The sequence below is a fragment of the Urbifossiella limnaea genome (assembly GCF_007747215.1).
GTDB lineage: Bacteria > Planctomycetota > Planctomycetia > Gemmatales > Gemmataceae > Urbifossiella > Urbifossiella limnaea.
In genome coordinates this window covers 5663414-5680722 of sequence record NZ_CP036273.1, presented here as the reverse complement: position 1 = coordinate 5680722, position 17309 = coordinate 5663414, and the positions used below count along the sequence as shown (strand labels likewise).

At 70.6% G+C, this 17309-nt stretch carries 12 protein-coding genes; 6 read left to right on the top strand and 6 right to left on the bottom strand.

Features of this window, described 5'->3' with window-relative positions; genetic code table 11:
• Positions 1 to 8 precede the first annotated feature (8 nt).
• Entirely contained in the window at positions 9 to 3500 is a 3492-nt protein-coding gene (locus ETAA1_RS23160) for a pyruvate carboxylase (RefSeq protein WP_145244753.1), read from the bottom strand.
• Positions 3501 to 3657: 157 nt separating this feature from the next.
• On the opposite strand from ETAA1_RS23160, the gene ETAA1_RS23155 reads away from it, so the two are divergent.
• Entirely contained in the window at positions 3658 to 3891 is a 234-nt protein-coding gene (locus ETAA1_RS23155; RefSeq protein WP_145242729.1) for a hypothetical protein, read from the top strand.
• 295 nt (positions 3892 to 4186) lie between these two features.
• Here ETAA1_RS23155 and ETAA1_RS23150 read toward each other — a convergent pair whose 3' ends face one another.
• From ETAA1_RS23150 to mnmG, 5 genes are all read right to left on the bottom strand, one after another.
• Positions 4187 to 4942 (bottom strand): DUF1573 domain-containing protein, encoded by a 756-nt coding sequence (locus tag ETAA1_RS23150; RefSeq protein WP_145242727.1) that lies wholly within the window; start codon positions 4940 to 4942, stop codon positions 4187 to 4189.
• Positions 4943 to 5121: 179 nt separating this feature from the next.
• Positions 5122 to 5862 carry a phosphoribosyltransferase family protein gene (locus tag ETAA1_RS23145; protein WP_145242725.1) on the bottom strand — a complete coding sequence of 247 codons (741 nt, stop codon included), beginning with the start codon at positions 5860 to 5862 and terminating at the stop codon, positions 5122 to 5124.
• 91 nt (positions 5863 to 5953) lie between these two features.
• Positions 5954 to 7582, bottom strand: a complete 1629-nt coding sequence (locus tag ETAA1_RS23140; RefSeq protein WP_202920353.1) for a sensor histidine kinase — start codon at positions 7580 to 7582, stop codon at positions 5954 to 5956.
• Positions 7583 to 7689: 107 nt separating this feature from the next.
• Positions 7690 to 8271 carry a response regulator gene (locus ETAA1_RS23135; RefSeq protein ID WP_145242721.1) on the bottom strand — a complete coding sequence of 194 codons (582 nt, stop codon included), beginning with the start codon at positions 8269 to 8271 and terminating at the stop codon, positions 7690 to 7692.
• A 639-nt stretch (positions 8272 to 8910) separates the two neighbouring features.
• A complete protein-coding gene (mnmG, locus tag ETAA1_RS23130) occupies positions 8911 to 10716 on the bottom strand; it encodes a tRNA uridine-5-carboxymethylaminomethyl(34) synthesis enzyme MnmG (RefSeq protein WP_145242719.1) in 1806 nt (601 codons plus the stop codon).
• Positions 10717 to 10933: 217 nt separating this feature from the next.
• Here mnmG and ETAA1_RS23125 point away from each other — a divergent pair, with 217 nt between their 5' ends.
• The 5 genes from ETAA1_RS23125 (at position 10934) to dapA (ending at position 17295) form a co-directional block, all read left to right on the top strand.
• On the top strand, positions 10934 to 12787 hold the full coding sequence (locus ETAA1_RS23125) for a serine/threonine-protein kinase (RefSeq protein WP_145242717.1): 1854 nt from the start codon (positions 10934 to 10936) through the stop codon (positions 12785 to 12787).
• A 16-nt stretch (positions 12788 to 12803) separates the two neighbouring features.
• The gene (locus ETAA1_RS23120; protein ID WP_145242715.1) at positions 12804 to 13436 is read left to right on the top strand and encodes a hypothetical protein; all 633 of its coding nucleotides are present in this window, start codon (positions 12804 to 12806) and stop codon (positions 13434 to 13436) included.
• 79 nt (positions 13437 to 13515) lie between these two features.
• The gene (locus ETAA1_RS23115) at positions 13516 to 15489 is read left to right on the top strand and encodes a phospho-sugar mutase (protein WP_145242713.1); all 1974 of its coding nucleotides are present in this window, start codon (positions 13516 to 13518) and stop codon (positions 15487 to 15489) included.
• Positions 15490 to 15563: 74 nt separating this feature from the next.
• Entirely contained in the window at positions 15564 to 16334 is a 771-nt protein-coding gene (locus ETAA1_RS23110; protein WP_145242711.1) for a Rad52/Rad22 family DNA repair protein, read from the top strand.
• 67 nt (positions 16335 to 16401) lie between these two features.
• Positions 16402 to 17295, top strand: a complete 894-nt coding sequence (gene dapA / locus ETAA1_RS23105) for a 4-hydroxy-tetrahydrodipicolinate synthase (RefSeq protein ID WP_145242709.1) — start codon at positions 16402 to 16404, stop codon at positions 17293 to 17295.
• The last annotated feature ends 14 nt before the right edge of the window (positions 17296 to 17309 follow it).

Below are 17309 nucleotides of genomic sequence, written 5' to 3'. Positions count from 1 at the left end.
CTCCGCGGTTACTCGAATCGCACCACCAGGTCGCCACCCTCGACCGGGATGCCGGGGCGGACCAGCACCTCGGCCACCTTGCCTGCCACGGTGGCGTAGAGCGTCGTCTCCATCTTCATCGCTTCGAGCGTCATCAGCTTCTGCCCGGCGGCGACCTCCTCGCCCGGGGCCACGGCCACTCCCACCACCGCGCCGGGCATCGGCGCCGCCACGTGCTTGGCGTTCCCGACCTCGGCCTTCGGGCGGCTCTTGGTCGCGGTCGCGTCGAGCGACCGGTCCACCACCACGACCTCGCGCGGCTGGCCGTTCAGCTCGAAGTACACGACGCGCCGGCCGTCCGGCTGCGGCTCGCCGACTGTCAGGAACTTCACGATCAACGTCTTACCCGACTCGATCTCGATGCTGACCTCGTCGCCCTTCTCCATGCCGTGGAAGAACACCGGCGTCGGCAGCACGCTCAGGTCCGAGTACTTGGCCTCGGCCGCGGCGAACTCGGGGAACACCTTCGGGTACAGGACGTAGGAGATCACGTCCGTCTCGCTCGCCGGCCGGCCCAGCTTCTTCTCCAAGTCGACCCGCGCCTTGCCGAAGTCGGTCGGCGAGAGAAGCGCCCCCGGGCGGTCGGTCAGCGGCTTCTTGCCGCGCAGCACCTTCGCCTGGAGCTCCTTCGGGAACCCGCCCGGCGGCTGGCCGAGCTTCCCCTCGAAGAACTCGACCACCGACTCGGGAAACGACACGGCCTTCTTCGGGTCGAGCGCGTCCGCCGGTGTCAGGCCGTGCGACAGGAGGAACAGCGCCGCGTCGCCCACAACCTTCGACGTGGGCGTGACCTTGACGATGTCGCCGAACAGCTGGTTCACGGCGGCGTACATCGGGCCGACCTCCGCCCACCGGTCGCCGAGCCCGAGCGACTGCGCCTGCTGGTACAGGTTGGCGTACTGGCCGCCGGGCATTTCGTGCTGGTACACGTCGGCCGACGCCGCCAGCTGCCCCGTCTCGAACGCCGCGTAGTAGCCGCGGACGCGCTCCCAGTAGAGGGCCGTTTCGCGCAGCGTGTCGAAGTCGAAACCGGGGTCGCGGTCGGTGAAGCGCAGCGTCTCTTGCAGCGCGTTGAGGCTGGGTTGCGCCGTGTTCCCGGCCAGCGGGGCGAAGGCGCAATCGACGATATCGACGCCTTCCTCCGCGGCCATGACGTAGGCCGCGACCTGCCCGCCGGCCGAGTCGTGCGTGTGGAAGTGGATCGGCAGCCCGACCGCCTCGCGGAGCGCCTTCACGAGCTTCTTCGCGGCGTACGGCTTGAGCAGGCCGGCCATGTCCTTGATGGCCAGGAAGTGCGTGCCGAGCTTCTCCAGTTCCTTCGCCAGTGTCACGTAGTAGGTCAGCGAATACTTGTCGCGCCGCGGGTCGAGGATGTCGCCGGTGTAGCACACGGCCGCTTCGCAGATGGCGTCGGTCTTCAGCACGGCCTCGACGCCGACGCGGAGGTTCGGCAGCCAGTTGTTGGCGTCGAACACGCGGAAGATGTCCATGCCGTGCTGCGCCGAGAGGCGGACGAACTCGTCCACCACGTTGTCGGGGTAATTCGAGTAGCCGACGGCGTTCGCGGCCCGGAGCAGCATCTGGAACAGGATGTTTGGCACCGCCTCGCGCAGCCGGGCGAGCCGGTCCCACGGCGACTCCTTGAGGAAGCGCATCGACGTGTCGAAGGTGGCGCCGCCCCACATCTCCAGGGAGAAGAAGTTGGCGTGCGCCGCGGCGTAGCGCGGGGCGACGGCGAGCATGTCGGCGGTGCGCATCCGCGTCGCCAGGAGCGACTGGTGGGCGTCGCGCATCGTCGTGTCGGTGACGAGGAGGCGCTTCTGCTCCTTCACCCACTGGGCGAGCTTCTTGGCGCCGTGGGCCTTGAAGTAATCGCGGGTGCCTTCAGGGAGCGCCGGTGAAGGGGTGAAGGGGTGAAGGGGTGAAGGGGTGAGGGAACCCGGCCCGGTCGTCACCCCTTCGCCCCTTCGCCCCTTCACCCCTTCACCACGGACCTCCGGGTGGCCGTTCACGATCACGTCGGCGACGTAGGCGAGCAGCTTCGTCGCGCGGTCGCGGCGGCCGGACAGCTTGAACAGGTCCGGCGTCTCGTCCAGGAACCGCGTCGTCACGTTCCCGGCCAGGAACTCCGGGTGCTCGATCAGGTTCAGCAGGAACGGGATGTTCGTCTTCACGCCGCGGATGCGGAACTCTTGCAGACAGCGCTCCATCCGCGTTGCGGCGTCGGCGAAGCGGCGGCCGCTGGCGGTCACCTTTACCAGCAGCGAGTCGTAGTACGGCGTGATGATCGCCCCGCCGAACGCGGTGCCGCCGTCGAGCCGCACGCCGGGGCCGCCGCTGGAGCGGTACGCCGTCAGCCGGCCGTAGTCGGGCACGAAGCCGTTCGCGGGGTCTTCCGTCGTCACCCGGCACTGGATGGCGAACCCCTGCGTGGCGATCTGTTCCTGCACCAGCCCCACCTCGGGGTGATTCAGGGGGAGCCCGCCGGCGATCAGGATTTGGCTGCGCACGATGTCGAAGCCCGTCACCTGTTCGGTGACCGTGTGCTCGACCTGGATGCGCGGGTTGACTTCGATGAAGTACACCTTGCCGGCGTCGGTGTCGTACAGGAACTCGACCGTGCCCGCGTTGTCGAGCCCGACCGCGCCGCCGACCGCCAGCGCCGCGTCGAGAATCTCCTTCCGCACCTTCTCGGGCAGGTTCGGGGCGGGGGCCAACTCCACGACCTTTTGGTGCCGCCGCTGGATGGAGCAGTCGCGCTCGAACAGGTGAACGAGCCCGCCGTGGCGGTCGCCGATCAGCTGCACCTCGATGTGCTTGGCCCGCTCGACGAACTTCTCCAGGAACACGTCCGGCACGCCGAACGCCGTGCCCGCCTCGCGCTGGGCCGACTCCACCGACTCCTTCAACTTGTCCGCCGACCGCACCACCCGCATCCCGCGCCCGCCGCCGCCCATCGACGCCTTCACGATCACCGGGTAACCCAGCGCGTCGGCGAGTGTCGAAGCCGCGTCGGCGGATGTCAGCGGGTTGTCAGTCCCCGACAGGACGGGGACGCCGGCCTTCTTGGCGATGGCGCGGGCTGCGACCTTGTCGCCGAGGTTGTCGAGGATGTCCGGCTTCGGGCCGACGAACGTGATGCCGGCGTCGGCACAGGCGCGGGCGAAGCCGGCGTTCTCGCTCAGGAAGCCGTAGCCGGGGTGAATCGCGTCCACGCCCACGGACTTCGCCAGAGCCACGATGCCGGGGATGTCGAGGTACGAGCGGATGGGCTCGCCGGGCTTGCCGACCTGGTACGCCTCGTCGGCCTTGAACCGGTGGAGGGCGAAGCGGTCTTCGTGGCTGTACACCGCGACCGTGCGGATGCCGAGCTCGTGGGCCGAGCGGAACACCCGGGTGGCGATCTCGCTGCGGTTGGCGACGAGGAGCTTCTTGAAGGGCTGGGGGAGCGAATCCGGCATGTCCGGCGCGGCCTCGGAGAGGGTGGGCACGCCGGATGGGATACGGAATCGATGCGCGCAAAAAAGCCCGGGGACTGCCCGCGTAGCCCCGAGACTCGGGGCGTCGCCGGTCTTCCGACTGGTGGCAAAGCGGCGCATGCCGCATCGGAGGGATGTGATGAATCTGAACTGGGGTCAGGAGTACCGCGGTCCTGGGGAGGCGGACCCGTCGAAGTCTCGGGCTGAGCGAGCGGCCGAACTCGGCCGCCTGATGCGGACGGCGGCGGGTGAGGAGATCGTGGATTACTACTTCGCGCGGTACACCGGTGTGCTGTCCGGCCTCGCCCCGCCGGTCGGGATGCCAACGATCAAGACGATCCTCGACCACGAGTACCCGAACGAGCAAGTGTGAAGCCTCGTTCCCCCGCTCCGCGGGGGAACGAGCCGCCCGTCTGTCTCAGGCTGAGACGGACCGATCTCGTTACCCCGCGGAGCGGGGGAACGAGTGTTAGGCCGCTCCGCGGCCTGCCTGTTAACCCTTCAGCTTGCTGAGGGGAGAAACGGGGCATGCCGCGGAGCGGCTAAATGCACTCACCCCCGCAGAGCGGGGGGCAAGGTAGAAAAGCCCAGGGACGGCCCTGAGATTTTCTTGGGGGCGGCTCCCAACCGGACTGAGTCCGCTAGGCCGGTTGGAAGCCGGCCACACGTTACGGCCGCGCGGTCGTCGCAGGTTCCTCGCCGGTCTGTGCCGCCGCGGGGCTGACCGTCACCGGCGGCGTCACCGTCACCAGCACCGGCACGCGGACCGACGCCACCCCAGGGTTCGACGTCTTCAGGTACAGGTCGGCGGCCCAGAACCCGGCCGGGCAGTCCTTGTCGAGCGTCACCGTCACGGCGTACGTCACCATCGAGCCCTGCCGCGACTCCAGCTTCGCCTCGGCCTTCACGAACGCCCCGGTGCTGGTCACCTCGCTCACCTGCCACCCCGGGTCGGAGGTGAACGTCACCTTCGTCTGCCCGTTGTGAGCCTGGCCCTTGCGGACGGTGCCGAGGTTAATCGTGTCCGGCGACAGGATCAGGTCGTCGCGGATCACCGCCTGCACCCGCAGCGACACCTCCGTCGCGCTCGGGGAGACGAACGGCACGTACACGGTCACCGACTTCGTGACGTTGGCCGGGCCGGCGCGGGTGGTGTTCATTTGCGCGATGATCGCGGCCGACTGCCCGGGGGCGACGGTGAACTGGCTGACCGACGCCGACACGCAGCCGCACGAGACGCGCGGCTGGCCGAGCGTCAGCGTCTGGTTGGTGGTGTTGGTGAAGCGGAAGTAGTGGGTGACGACCGGCCCCCGCGGGGTCGGGCCGAAGTCCTTCACCTTCTCGGCGAACAGGGCGGCGGGGTTGGCCGCGGCCGACCCGAGTGAAAGCGCCACCCCCACCGCCGCGAGCGCGAACCGCAACATGGTAACTCGTCCCCCAGAAGCCGGCGGGCCGCCGCTCCCCCGAACAGCGTCCCGCACGGGATACTCGTTCTCTATCAGACGCGCCGGCGGTCCTTCACCAGCAGTTTGCCCGCCGGGTACCCCCCGCCGGGTGTCGCCGCCTGTCCTGGCCGGCGTTCCTGGTCCCCTCGACACGACCGTTACGCCCGGGCCAACACGGCAACTCCAACCCGGCTCGCCCCCGCCGCTCGAATCATCCGGGCGGCCTCCGCCGCGGTGCTCGCGGTGGTCATCACGTCATCCACCACGAGGACCGACGCCCCGGCGAAACTTGCACGGCGCCCCACGCGGAAAGCGCCCCGGATGTTCACGGCCCGTGCCGTCGCGGAGGGTTGTGTGTGTTGCTCGGCCGGTTTCGTCCGCACCAGCCACGCCGGTCGTAGGGGCAACTTCAACGCCGCCGCCAGCTCGTCGGCGACGGCAGCGGCCTGGTTGTAGCCGCGTGTCAATCTGCGGCGCCAGTGCAGCGGAACCGGCACAACCACCGTCGCCGCGAGCGCCCGCAACTCGGTCGCCCGCGCCTCGGCCAGCGTCCGCCCGAGCATCTCGGCTACCGGCTCGCCCGCCGAGCCCTTCGTCTTCAAGATCGCGGCCCGCAAGGACCCGTCGTACGGGCCGAGTCGGACGGTGGCGTCGAACCCAAAGCCGCGGCCCCGGCACGCCGGGCAACCGCCCTTCAGGTCGGTGTGCGGCCCGACGGTCGCCGCACACTTCGGACACCGTGCCGCCGGATCGGCGGTCAGGGCGTCGCGACAGGCCGAGCAGAACCCATGCCGGAACGGCGCGGCTTCGGCCTCGGCGGCGTCGCAGAGGAGGCAGGCGGGCGGAAAAATCAGATCCGCCGCGCCACGCGCCAGATCGTACAGAGTTCGCGGCCACATGACGGGACTCCGTCCCGGCGACCGGTGAGAAACTGATCGAATCGTAGGGCGGAGCGTGTCGGAACTCAAGACGTGGAGGGACCGAAATCGACTACGCCGCTTCCCGCGTCGGGAATGCCGATTCCCGCGCGGCGGGGAACGTGAACACGAACCGCGTGGGGCCTGCGCCGGGTTCGTGGCGCAGGTCGCCGCCGTTCTGGCGGGCCAGGCGCCAGGCGGTCGGCAGGCCGAGCCCGCGACCGCGACCGGCGGGTCGGCCGCAGTAGAAGGGGTCGAAGGCGTGCGTCGCCACGTCCGCCGTCAGTCCCGGCCCGCCGTCCTCGACCAGGAGCCGCACGGTCGTCGCGCCGGCTTCGGCCCGGAGGCGGACCCAGCCGTCGGCGCCGGCCGCCTCGATCGCGTTGCGGACGACCGCCGCGACCGCCGTCCGTAGCTGACCCGCGTCGGCGTCGACGGACCCGGCGGCGTCGGTCGCCTCGAGCCGCACCGACCGCTCCGCGGCGAACGGCTCTTGCTCCGTCACCACCGCCGCGAACAACTCCGCGACCGCCACCCGGCCGGGCGTGGGCTTCGGCGGGCGGGCGAACTGCATCACCTCGCGGAGGATGCCGGCAATTCGCTGCGTCTGGCGGACGACGGTGCGAAGACTGTCGGCGCGGTCGTCGTCCTGTTCGGTGCGAATGAGCCGCTGGGCGTGGCCCGAAATGACGGCGAGCGGGTTGTTGATCTCGTGCCCGGCCCCGGCCGCGAACTCGGCCAGCGCCGCCAGTTTCGCCGCCTGCAAATCGACGTTTGCGGTCTCATCAGCGAGCCGGGCGTGCAGCGTGTCGATCTCGGCTTCCAGGCGCAGCACCAGCGCGGCGCCGTTGCGGCGGCGGGCGTCGGCGGCGGTGCGGAGCAACGTCGGTAGCAGCGGCACGCGGTACGGATTCGGGTTGAGGGCCGAAGGCGAGCGGCCCGCGTCGGCGTGCGCTTGCTCCCACCCATCAGCGACGAAAGGCACAGCCCGCTGACGCGGGCCGCTCGCCAGGCGGGCGTGCAGCCGCTGAACGTCCACCTTCGGCGTCAGCCCCAGGTCGCGGGTCTCGCGCTGGGCTTCGGCGACGGCCAGCGCCACCACGTCGGCCAGGGCGTCGGCGCGCGCCGAGTCCGGCAGGCCGAGCCCGCCGAGCGCAGTCGCCAACCACCCGGGGAAGCGCCACCGCATCGTCAGCCGCCGGGTGATTGCATGGGCGTCGTGTCCCCAATGCTCGCGCTGGTAGGCAGCCGGGTCCGCGGCCCGCAGGCACGCAACCGCGGCCGCCCTGTCCGCCGCGGCGACGGCGTACCACCCGAGCGGCGCCAACCGCGCGGCCAATTCCGCGGCGTCCGGGTCGGCGCGGCCCGTCTGTTCGGCGAGCGATCGTGCTACTTCCGCCGCGCGGCCGCCGACGGCATCGATCTCAACGATTACCGCCGAGAGCGGGTCGAGCCAGCCGGCTTCGGAGTGAGCGAGGAACGCGGCCGCCGCCTCGGGCAACTGCGGTCCGTTCAAGCGTTGGGGGCAGACGCGGCCGTCCGTGCCGAGCGCGAACCGCGCAAGAAATGCCAGCAACGCTGGGTCGGCGACGGCGAGCGCGGGGAGGTCGTCCGGCCGCTCGGCCAGCGCGACCAGCCCGGTCGTGTTCGGGCACAGCCACGGCAGGTCCGCCGCGCGCCGCCCCACCGCCGTCCGTGGCACGGGACTCTCCATTTATGATCGATGATCGAGGATTGATGATTGGGAGGAATCGGGAAGTGCCGTCGGCCCCTCCCAATCCTCGATCCTCAATCCTCGATCATCAACGCCTACGCGACCGCCGCGACCTCGATGTCCAGCTGGACGCACATCTTCTCGATCAGCACGTCCACGTCGAACGGCTTGGCGACGAAGTCGTCCGCGCCGGCCAGCTTCAGCTCCTGAACCTTGTCGTCCTCGATCATGCCGCTGATGCAGATGATGCGGACGTCCTCCATCGTGTTGTCGGCCCGCACCCGGTGGCAGACCTCCTTGCCGTTAATGTCCGGCAGCATCACGTCGAGGATGATCAGGTCCGGCCGGTACTCCTTCACCATCATGCCGGCGTCGAACCCGTTCGAGGCGATCCGCACCTCGAACCGGCCGTCGTCCTGCAGGGCGCGGTGGACGGTGTCCACCAGGTCCGGGTCGTCGTCCACGAGCAACACCTTCCGCTTGCCGCTCTCCAGAGCGTCCGTCGGGATGTTGTTGTCCTTCATGAACTTGTACAGGGCCTCACGCGGGATGCGCCGGAACTTCGAGCCGGGCACCCGGAACCCCTTGAGCTGACCGTTGTCGAAGCAGCGGATGATGGTCTGCTGGCTGACCTTGCAGATCTTCGCCGCTTCGCCGGTCGTGAACACCGTCTTCATACGCGTACCCGTCCTGCCGGCTCCGGCCGGCTCGCATGAAGGAGGTCCGCGCGGCGCGTGGCCGAGCCGGCGGCGGACCGGAACCCGTCCGTGAATCGCTGCTGCCGAGTACCACCCCCGCAGGCCGGGGGAGGGAGGAAAGGCGGTGAACCCACGCGGGCCGGGCGGTCCTTACCGCTCCCGACCCATCGTAACCCGGTGACCTGTTCGGACCAAGAGACAGGAGCAGCCGCCGGCGGCGCTGGTGCCGCGGAAGCCGGAGCCGGTCGCACGACCCGGAACCCTTCCCGAGCTTACCCCGCTTCGCCCCGAAGGGCCGCAAGCGCGGCGTCACACCTTCCCTGCGTGTTCGGCGTCAGCACCGTTGCCGACTCGGCCACCCCTCCCATCGACCGCCCAGCCCCCGCAGCTTCCGCCATTTTGCCAGATTCCCGGATGGGAAGGAAGGCAATTTGGGTCGGCTGCGGCAACCGGCGCGGCGAGTCGGAGGCAGGGTCGAGCCGGTTGGCGCGGCGGCGGACGAATCCCGCTGCCACCGCTGGCCCACCCGGGTCGGCCGCAACGAGCGACCGGAACCCGTCCCGCGTGGGGTCCGCCGGTTCCCCGGCTTCCCCCCTCGGGCAGGCCCCGCATAACGGCTCAATCGAGATAAAACAACAGCACTGCTAAGTCGGCCGGCGTGATGCCACTCACGCGGCTTGCCTGCCCGAGACTGTGGGGCCGCAGACGGCTCAGCTTCTCGCGCGCCTCGGCCCGCAACTGGGGCACTGCGGCGTAGTCGAAGGCCGCGGGGATCGGGCGCCCCTCCATCTTGCGGAAGCGCGCCACCTCCGCGGCCTGCCGGTCGATGTAGCCGCGGTACTTCGCCTCGATCACGACCTGTTCCACCACGTCGGGCCGGGCGTCCCAGTCCGCCAGCGCGGGGTGCCGCACCTTCAGCGCGGCCCACTCCACCTCCGTGCGGCGAAGCCACGTCTCCAGCGTGTCCCCGTCGGACCGCGTAGAAGCGAGAAGCTTCTGAAGCCCCGCGATTCCCGCTTCCTTCGCTTCGTACCGGCCCCACGCCTCCGCCCCGACCGACCCCACCCGCCGGCCGACCGGCGTGAGCCGGCGGTCGGCGTTGTCGTGCCGCAGCAGCAGCCTGTACTCGGCCCGAGACGTGAACATCCGGTACGGCTCGTCGACGCCCTTCGTCACGAGGTCGTCGATCAGCACGCCGATGTACGCCTGGCTGCGGTCGAGGATCAGCGGCGGCTCGCCCTTCAGCTTCAGCGCCGCGTTCAGCCCGGCGACGAGCCCCTGCGCCGCGGCCTCCTCGTAGCCGGTCGTGCCGTTGATCTGCCCGGCGAAGTACAGGCCCGCCACGAGCTTCGTTTCGAGCGTCGGGTGGAGCTGCGTCGGGGGGGCGTAGTCGTACTCGACGGCGTACCCCCAGCGCATGACCTCTGCGTTCTCCAGCCCCGGAATCAACTTCAACATCGCGTGCTGCACGTCCTTCGGCAGGCTCGTGCTGATGCCGTTGCAGTAGTACTCGCGGGTGTTCAGCCCCTCGGGTTCGAGGAACAGCAGGTGCGAGTCCTTGTCGGCGAAGCGGACGACCTTGTCCTCGATGCTCGGGCAGTAGCGCGGCCCGCGGCTGCCGATCTGGCCGCTGTACATCGGCGCCCGGTGGAGGTTGGCGCGGATCAGGTCGTGGACGGCCGGCGTCGTCTCCGTGCTGTGGCAAATCACCTGCGGCACCGTGACGCGGTCCGTCCCGAAGCTGAACGGCCGTGGCGGGTCGTCGCCGGGCTGCGGCGTGAGTTTGGAGAAGTCGATGGTGCGGCCGTTGAGGCGGCACGGCGTGCCGGTCTTGAAGCGGGCCAGCTCGAAGCCGGCGGCGGCGAGGCTGCCGCTCATCCCCTCCGCGGAGGCGTCTCCGGCCCGACCGCCGACCGTCTTCGCCTCGCCGGTGTGCATCACCGCCTTGAGGAAGGTGCCGGTCGTGAGCACGACCGCCGGCGCCAGGTAGCGCGTGTCGCCGGTGGCGATCACGCCCTCGACGCGGCCGTCGCGCAGGAGCAGGGATTCGACGATCTCCTGCCGCAGCGTGAGGTTCGGCTGCTCCTCGACGAGCCGCTTGGCGGCGAACTGGTAGAGCTTCTTGTCGCACTGGGCGCGGGGCGAGTGCATCGCCGGCCCCTTGCTCGCGTTCAGCATGCGGAACTGGATGCCGCTGGCGTCGGTGAGCCGGCCCATGACGCCGCCGAGGGCGTCCACCTCGCGGACGATCTGCCCCTTGGCCACGCCGCCGATGGCCGGGTTGCAGCTCATCTGGCCGACGGCGTCGGCGTTCATGGTGAGAAGACAGGTGCGCAGCCCGAGCCGGGCGGCGGCGGTCGCGGCCTCGACGCCGGCGTGCCCGGCCCCGACCACCACGACGTCGAACTGAAAAGTCAGGGTCATCGCGCGTCTACACCCGTTCGTCGGCACCGGATCATCGTAGCAGACGCGTGTGCCGCTCTGCCGGTTCGGCGCCCCCGTACCCGGCACGGGCTCTCATTCGGCTCTCATTTGTCAGGGGCGTAAGGGTTCGTGCGTATTCCCAGATAGAAGAACGAGTTTGTCGTGGCGGCGGCTGTGCTCGGGGGTATCCTCAGACCCGGGTGCGCGGAGGCGTTCCATGGCGGAACCCGAAACGGTCACCGGGTCGGGGTCGGACGACGACGCCGTCGCCTCGGTCGGCAACCTCCAGGCGTCGGACCTGTCCGCCGGCGCCACCCGCTCCCTCAACGGCAGCGCCAGCACCGGCGTCCTGACCACGGCCCTGTCCACCACCGCGCCGCGGTTCGGCCCCTACGAACTGCTGGAGAAGATCGGCCAGGGCGGCATGGGGTCCGTGTACCGCGTCCGCAACACCGAACTGGACCGCACCGAGGCGCTGAAGCTCATCACCCCGCGCAACAGCGGCGACTCGGCGGCCCGGGCGCGGTTCGAGCGCGAGTTTAAGTCGCTGGCCAAACTCGGGCACCACCACATCATCCCGGTGTACGCCGCCGGGACGTGGGAGGGGGTGCCGTTCTTCACCATGAAGTACGTCCCCGGGGGAGCGCTCAGCACGCAGCTCGACCGGTTTCGGATGGACCCACGGGCCGCTGCCGGGCTGATGGCGAAGGTCGCCCGCGCCGTCGCCAAGTTACACGCCGCGGACGTGCTCCACCGCGACCTGAAGCCGCACAACATCCTCCTCGACGACGACGACGAGCCGCTCGTCGCCGACTTCGGGCTGGTGAAGTATCTGGGCGAGGACTCGGACGCCAGCGTGACCGGCGCCCCGATGGGGACGCGGCAGTACATGTCGCCGGAGCAGACGTTCGCGCAGAAGGCGGACTACAGCCCGTCGTGCGACATCTGGGCGGTCGGCGTCATCCTGTACGAGCTACTGACCGGCGAGCGGCCGTTCCCGGGCACCGACCCGGTAGAGGTGTACCTACAAATCCGCGAGGCGAACCCGAAGCCGGTGCTGGAGGCGAACCCGGCCGCGCCGCCGGAGTTGGCGGCGGTGGCGCACCGGTGCCTGGCGAAGCGGCCGGCCGACCGCTACCCGTCGGCCGCGGCCGTGGCCGACGACCTGGAGGCGTGGCTGGCCGGCGGGGCGGTCACGGCGACGCTCCCGCCGCCGCCCCGCCCGACGAAGCGGCGGGGCCCCGTGTGGGTCGTCGCGGCAGGCGCGGTCCTCGCAGTGGTCGCCGCGCTGGTCGCCGCCAGCCCGGGTCGGCAGGTCGTCTCCGAAGCCAGTGCCCGCGCGAGTGATCCGCTGGTACCGCCGCCCCGCCTGGCGCCGACCGCGGCCGAGCGGCTGGCCCGGCGGGAGGCGTTCGACTTCATCAGCCCGGCGGTCGGCTTCCGCTACCCGCACTCCGTCCTCCCCGGGAGCGCGCCCGGCGGGGTCGAGGTCGACGCGACCGGCCGGGTTTCGGTCGGGTCGGTCGGCTGTCTGGGCGTCGAACTTCTGAACCACCCGCTCCCGCCAGGCACCCGCCTCGAAGCCGAGATGCAGTTCACCGCGACTCGCGACCAGACTTCCTGGGCCGGGTTGTTCGTCGGCGCGGCGGACTGGCCGTCGCCTCAGGGCAAGCGGTCGGCGCTTGTGCAGCTCGTCCGTACGGTGGTCCCGCCGAAGCTGCCCGAGCGGCCGTTCTACCGGGTCAACACCGGCCTCGAACTGCTCCGCTGGACCGAGAAATTGCCGGGCCCGCGCTTCGCCAACCCCCCCTGGGAGCAGCGGCTCGCCGACCCGCCGACGGACGGCGACGCGTGGCACCAACTCGCCGTCACGGTCTGGCCCACGCACGTCGAGGCGACCTGGGACGGGGTGGGGGTTCCGCCCCTCCACGGCGCCCGGGTGGTGACCCTCCTCGCGGAGGACGGCGTGGTCGCCGCCGCCGGCCCGATCGGCCCCCGGCTCGGTCTGGTCGTGAACCACGCCGGGGCCGCCTTCCGAAACGTCCGCCTCGTCACACCTCCCACCCCCTGACCCGGAGTAGTCGCCCGTGCCCACCCTGAAGACCACCGGCCGCATCGCCCGCGTCGTCCGCCGCGCGCTCGTCTCCGCGCTCCCAGACGCCTACCCGACGATCGATGACCCGACGAGCGGGAGTGTCGTGAAGGGCGGGACGATCACCGTGACCGTCAGCACCAACCGCCCGGACCGGCCCCACATTGTCTCGGTGCTCGCGAGCGACGGGAGCGGGACGGTCTTCGACAGCCAGTCCGTCACATTCCCGGGCGGCGACAGCCCCGGCACGGCCGACGTCACCCTCCCGATGGGAGGGGGGGCCGACGTCGAGTACTTCATCGAAGTCGTGCCGACGAGCGGCCCGCCACACCGGATCGTGGTCACCGTGCTCGCGGCCGGGACGCCGCTGGAGGTTGGCGTCGACACCGGGGGGAACCCGCCGTGCACCTACCCCGCGCCGCTCGACCTGTCGCTTGTTGGCGTGGCGAGCGGGGGGAGCGGCTCGTACACGTTCGACTGGTTTTCAGGAACTCTGCCGCTCTCGACGACGGAGACACTGAAGATCACCCTGACCGTCGGTGGCGGGACGATCTACACGTTCACCTGCCGGGCGACCGACAGCGCGGGCGCGGTGGCGTCGGTCGACGTGGTGTACACGATCAACTGACCCGGCCGCGGGGCGCGGCCGACATATGCTACCCGGGCGGCCCTGCGGGGCTGCCCGGTCCCGTTTCCCGAGGGCGTTTATGGACCTCCCCGCCTCCGCCCGCCTGGGCTTCGCCAGCGTCGACGCCGACTCCGCCCTGAAGGACAAGGCGCTCGTCAACCTCATCACCTGGCTCACACACCGCGACTTTTCCGGCTACCTTCCGCAACTGCAGTGGCTCGTCGAATCGGCGAAGTGGTCGGTGCTCGTGGACAGCTTCTACCAGGTGATGCCGTTCGGCACCGGCGGCCGCCGCGGCTCGGTCGGCATCGGGCCGAACCGCATGAACCTGTGGACGCTCGGCGCCAGCGTGCAGGGGCACTGCGAGTACCTGAAGCAGCGCTTCCCGGGCGTCGGGCCGCTCCAGGTGGTGCTCGCCTTCGACGTGCGGCAGTTCGAGGACAAGCGCGGCGTCTACAACCGCGACCTGCCCAACCCGGTGCTTCACCTGTCGAGCCGCGAGTTCTGCCAGTACGCGGCCGGGGTGTACGCCGCCAACGGCATCGTGGCCCACATCCTGCCGCCCGACTCGCCGCGGTACACGCCGACGCCGGAACTGTCGTTCAGCATCCGCTACCTGCGGGCGCACGGCGGCCTGAACATGACGGCGAGCCACAACCCGCCCGACGACAACGGCAGCAAGTTCTACGACGAGCGCGGCGCCCAGCCGGTCCCGCCCGAGGACCAGCTGATGAGCGAGTTCGTGGGCCGCGTGACGAACATCAAGCACCTGCCGTGGGCGGACGCGGTGCGGACCGGGAAGGTGAAGTTCTTGGAGGACGCGCCGCACCGGGCGTACATCGAGTTGTGCCGCAGGCAGAGCCTGGTGCCGCCGCCGAAGCGGGACGAGATGCGCGTGGTGTTCACCCCGCTGCACGGGTGCGGCTGGTTCTGCGCCGGCGAGACGCTGGAGGCCCAGGGCTTCGCGCCGATCCAGGTGCCGGAGCAGCAGACGCCGGACGGCCAGTTCCCGAACGTGACGAAGACGCCGAACCCCGAAATCCCCGAGTGCATGGACCGCGCCGAGGCGAAGGCGAAGGAGAAGAACGCCGACCTGGTGCTGGCCACCGACCCGGACGCGGACCGGATCGGCGGGATGGCGAGCACCTCGCCGGCCGGGGGCGGCACCTTCCGCGCCATCACCGGCAACGAGATCGCGGCGCTGCTGACGCACTTCAAGTTGGCCCAGCTGTCGCGCAGCGGCTCACTGCCGGCGAACCCCATCGTGGTGACGACGGAGGTGACCACCGGCCAGATCACGCGGATCGGCCGGCACTTCGGGGCGCAGGTGGTGGCGGACCTGCTGGTCGGGTTCAAGTACCACGCCGACGTGCTGTGGCAGCTCGAAAGCACCGGCCGGTACGGCGACGTGACCGGCACCCCGGACGACTTCGTGATCGGCACCGAGGAGAGCCACGGCATCCTGGCGACGGCCGGGATACGCGACAAGGACTCGGCGTGCGCCGTACTGCTGATGGCCGAGGCGGCGCTGGTGCAGAAGCGCGCCGGGCGGACGCTCGTGGACTACCTCGACGACCTGAACCGCCAGTTCGGCTACTTCCGCAACGAGGTGCTGAACATCGTCATGACCGGCCTCGAAGGGAAGCAGAACATGGCGAAGATGCTCGACACGCTGCGGGCGTCGCCGCCGCGCGAGATCGGCGGACTGGCGGTGACGGGCTTCGAGGACCTGCGCGACGAGAACGGCCGCATGGGGCTGTTCAAGGGCGACACCGACAAGGCGGCGCGGAACTTCCTGATCTTCCGCATGGCGGGGCAGGGCGGACTGGCCGCCAAGGTGTCGCTGCGGCCGAGCGGCACCGAGCCGAAGGCGAAGGCCTACCTGGAGGTGAGCACCGACCCGCGCCGCGCCGGCACGACCGACGCCGAGTGGGCGGCGCTGACCGCCGCCGCCGACGTGCAGGTGCAGAAACTGGCAACGGCCTTCCTGGCGACGGCGCTCGCCACCGTGGGCCAGACCCCCACGCCGGGCGCGGACAAGCTGAGCCGCTGAACCGCCGCTACCGTCATTGTCCTCCTCGTGGGTACGGGTGTACACTTCATCCATTCCCCCGAGGAGGTTTCCCGATGGTCGCGCTCCCCACCCCCGCCGTGCGGTCCGTCACCGACGCACTCTCGGCCCCGTTCGAGCCGCGCGAGATCAAGTTCAAGCCGCAGATCGTGAAGAACAACAAGGCGCTGGCGATCGCCTACGTGGACGTGCGCCTGATCGAGGACCGGCTCGACGACGTGCTCGGCGTCGAGAACTGGCAGGACGACTACGACATCCTGCCGGACGGCTCCGTGACGTGCAAGTTGCGGGTGAACCTCGGCGGCGAGTGGGTCACCAAAATGGACGTGGGTTCGCCGAGCGAGCAGCCCGACGGCGGCGACCGGCTCAAGGCGGCGTTTTCCGACGCGCTCAAGCGCGCGGCGGTGAAGTTCGGCATCGGCCGCTACCTGTACCGGCTGCCGGCGCAGTGGGTGGACTACGACCCGGCGAAGAAGCAGATCGTGCGGCCGCCGCAGTTGCCGGCGTTCGCCGTGCCCGCGGCGAAGGACCCCGCCCCGAAGCCGACGAAGCCCGGCCCGCAGACGACGACTGCGGCGCCGGTCGAGAAGCCGGCCGCGCTGCCGGCCGACGGCGCCGAACTGCACCGCCGGTTGCAGGACTACGACGCCAAACTCGCGGCCCAGAAGTTGAGCTCGCGCGGGGCGCTGCTGGCCCACGTGACGCAGGCCGGCATCAAGGCCGGGTACTCGGCGAACCTCACCGAGTGGAGCGGCGCCGCCATCGCCTTCGCGGCCGACGCGGTGAAGGCGTTCGACCAGGCGGCCCGCGCCGCGACGGCCGCGTGAGGCGCGGTCGCCGGGCGGCGGGCGGGGTCGTACCCTGACCCTTTCCGTCGCCCTGCCGAGGTCCGTCATGCCCGCCACCCGCGGCGAACAGTTCGCCGGCGTCACCGTCGCCCTGGTCACCCCCTTCACGAGCGGCGAAATCGACTGGGCCGACCTGGGCAAACTCGTCGACTGGCACGCCGAGCAGGGCACCCACGGGCTCGTGCCGTGCGGCACGACCGGCGAGTCGCCGACGCTCGACCACGAGGAGCACGAGCGCGTCGTCGCCTTCGTGTGCGAGCGCGCCCGCGGCCGGCTGAAGGTGATGGCCGGCACCGGGTCGAACAGCACCCGCGAAGCGATCCGCATGACGAAGGCCGCGAAGAAGGCCGGGGCCGACGGCACCCTCCAGGTCGGGCCGTACTACAACAAGCCGACGCAGGACGGCTACTTCCGCCACTTCGCGGCGATCGCCGACGCCTGCGACCTGCCGCAGGTCATCTACAACATCCCCGGCCGCACCGGCTCCGAGATCGCCGCCGAGACGATCGCCAAGCTCGCCGACGCCTACCCGGTCGTGGTCGGCGTGAAGGAGGCGACCGGCAAGCTCGACATGGCTTCGCAGGTGATCGCGCTGACGGACCTGACCGTGCTCAGCGGCGACGACAGCCTGACGCTGCCGATCATGGCCGTGGGCGGCCGCGGCGTGGTGAGCGTGGTCGGGAACGTGGTGCCGCGCGACCTGATGGCGCTGTGCGCGGCGTTCGACGCCGGCAAGATCGACGAGGCCCAGCGGTGGCACCGGAAGCTGTTCCCGTTGTGCCGCGACATGCTCGGCGTGGCGACGAACCCGATCCCGCTGAAGGCCGCGATGAAGTTGCTCGGCCGCGGCACCGGCGAACTGCGGCTGCCGATGACCCCGCTCGACGCCGCCGGCGAAGCCCGCGTGCGGGCCACGCTCTCGGGGTACGGCCTCCTGTAAGGCCGGCCCGCACA

Excerpts from the sequence above, each read along its gene's own strand:
- ETAA1_RS23160 (WP_145244753.1), bottom strand. The coding sequence starts at position 3,500 with ATGCCGGATTCGCTCCCCCAGCCCTTCAAGAAGCTCCTCGTCGCCAAC.
- ETAA1_RS23155 (WP_145242729.1), top strand. The coding sequence starts at position 3,658 with ATGAATCTGAACTGGGGTCAGGAGTACCGCGGTCCTGGGGAGGCGGAC.
- ETAA1_RS23150 (WP_145242727.1), bottom strand. The coding sequence starts at position 4,942 with ATGTTGCGGTTCGCGCTCGCGGCGGTGGGGGTGGCGCTTTCACTCGGG.
- ETAA1_RS23145 (WP_145242725.1), bottom strand. The coding sequence starts at position 5,862 with ATGTGGCCGCGAACTCTGTACGATCTGGCGCGTGGCGCGGCGGATCTG.
- ETAA1_RS23135 (WP_145242721.1), bottom strand. The coding sequence starts at position 8,271 with ATGAAGACGGTGTTCACGACCGGCGAAGCGGCGAAGATCTGCAAGGTC.
- mnmG (WP_145242719.1), bottom strand. The coding sequence starts at position 10,716 with ATGACCCTGACTTTTCAGTTCGACGTCGTGGTGGTCGGGGCCGGGCAC.
- ETAA1_RS23125 (WP_145242717.1), top strand. The coding sequence starts at position 10,934 with ATGGCGGAACCCGAAACGGTCACCGGGTCGGGGTCGGACGACGACGCC.
- ETAA1_RS23115 (WP_145242713.1), top strand. The coding sequence starts at position 13,516 with ATGGACCTCCCCGCCTCCGCCCGCCTGGGCTTCGCCAGCGTCGACGCC.
- ETAA1_RS23110 (WP_145242711.1), top strand. The coding sequence starts at position 15,564 with ATGGTCGCGCTCCCCACCCCCGCCGTGCGGTCCGTCACCGACGCACTC.
- dapA (WP_145242709.1), top strand. The coding sequence starts at position 16,402 with ATGCCCGCCACCCGCGGCGAACAGTTCGCCGGCGTCACCGTCGCCCTG.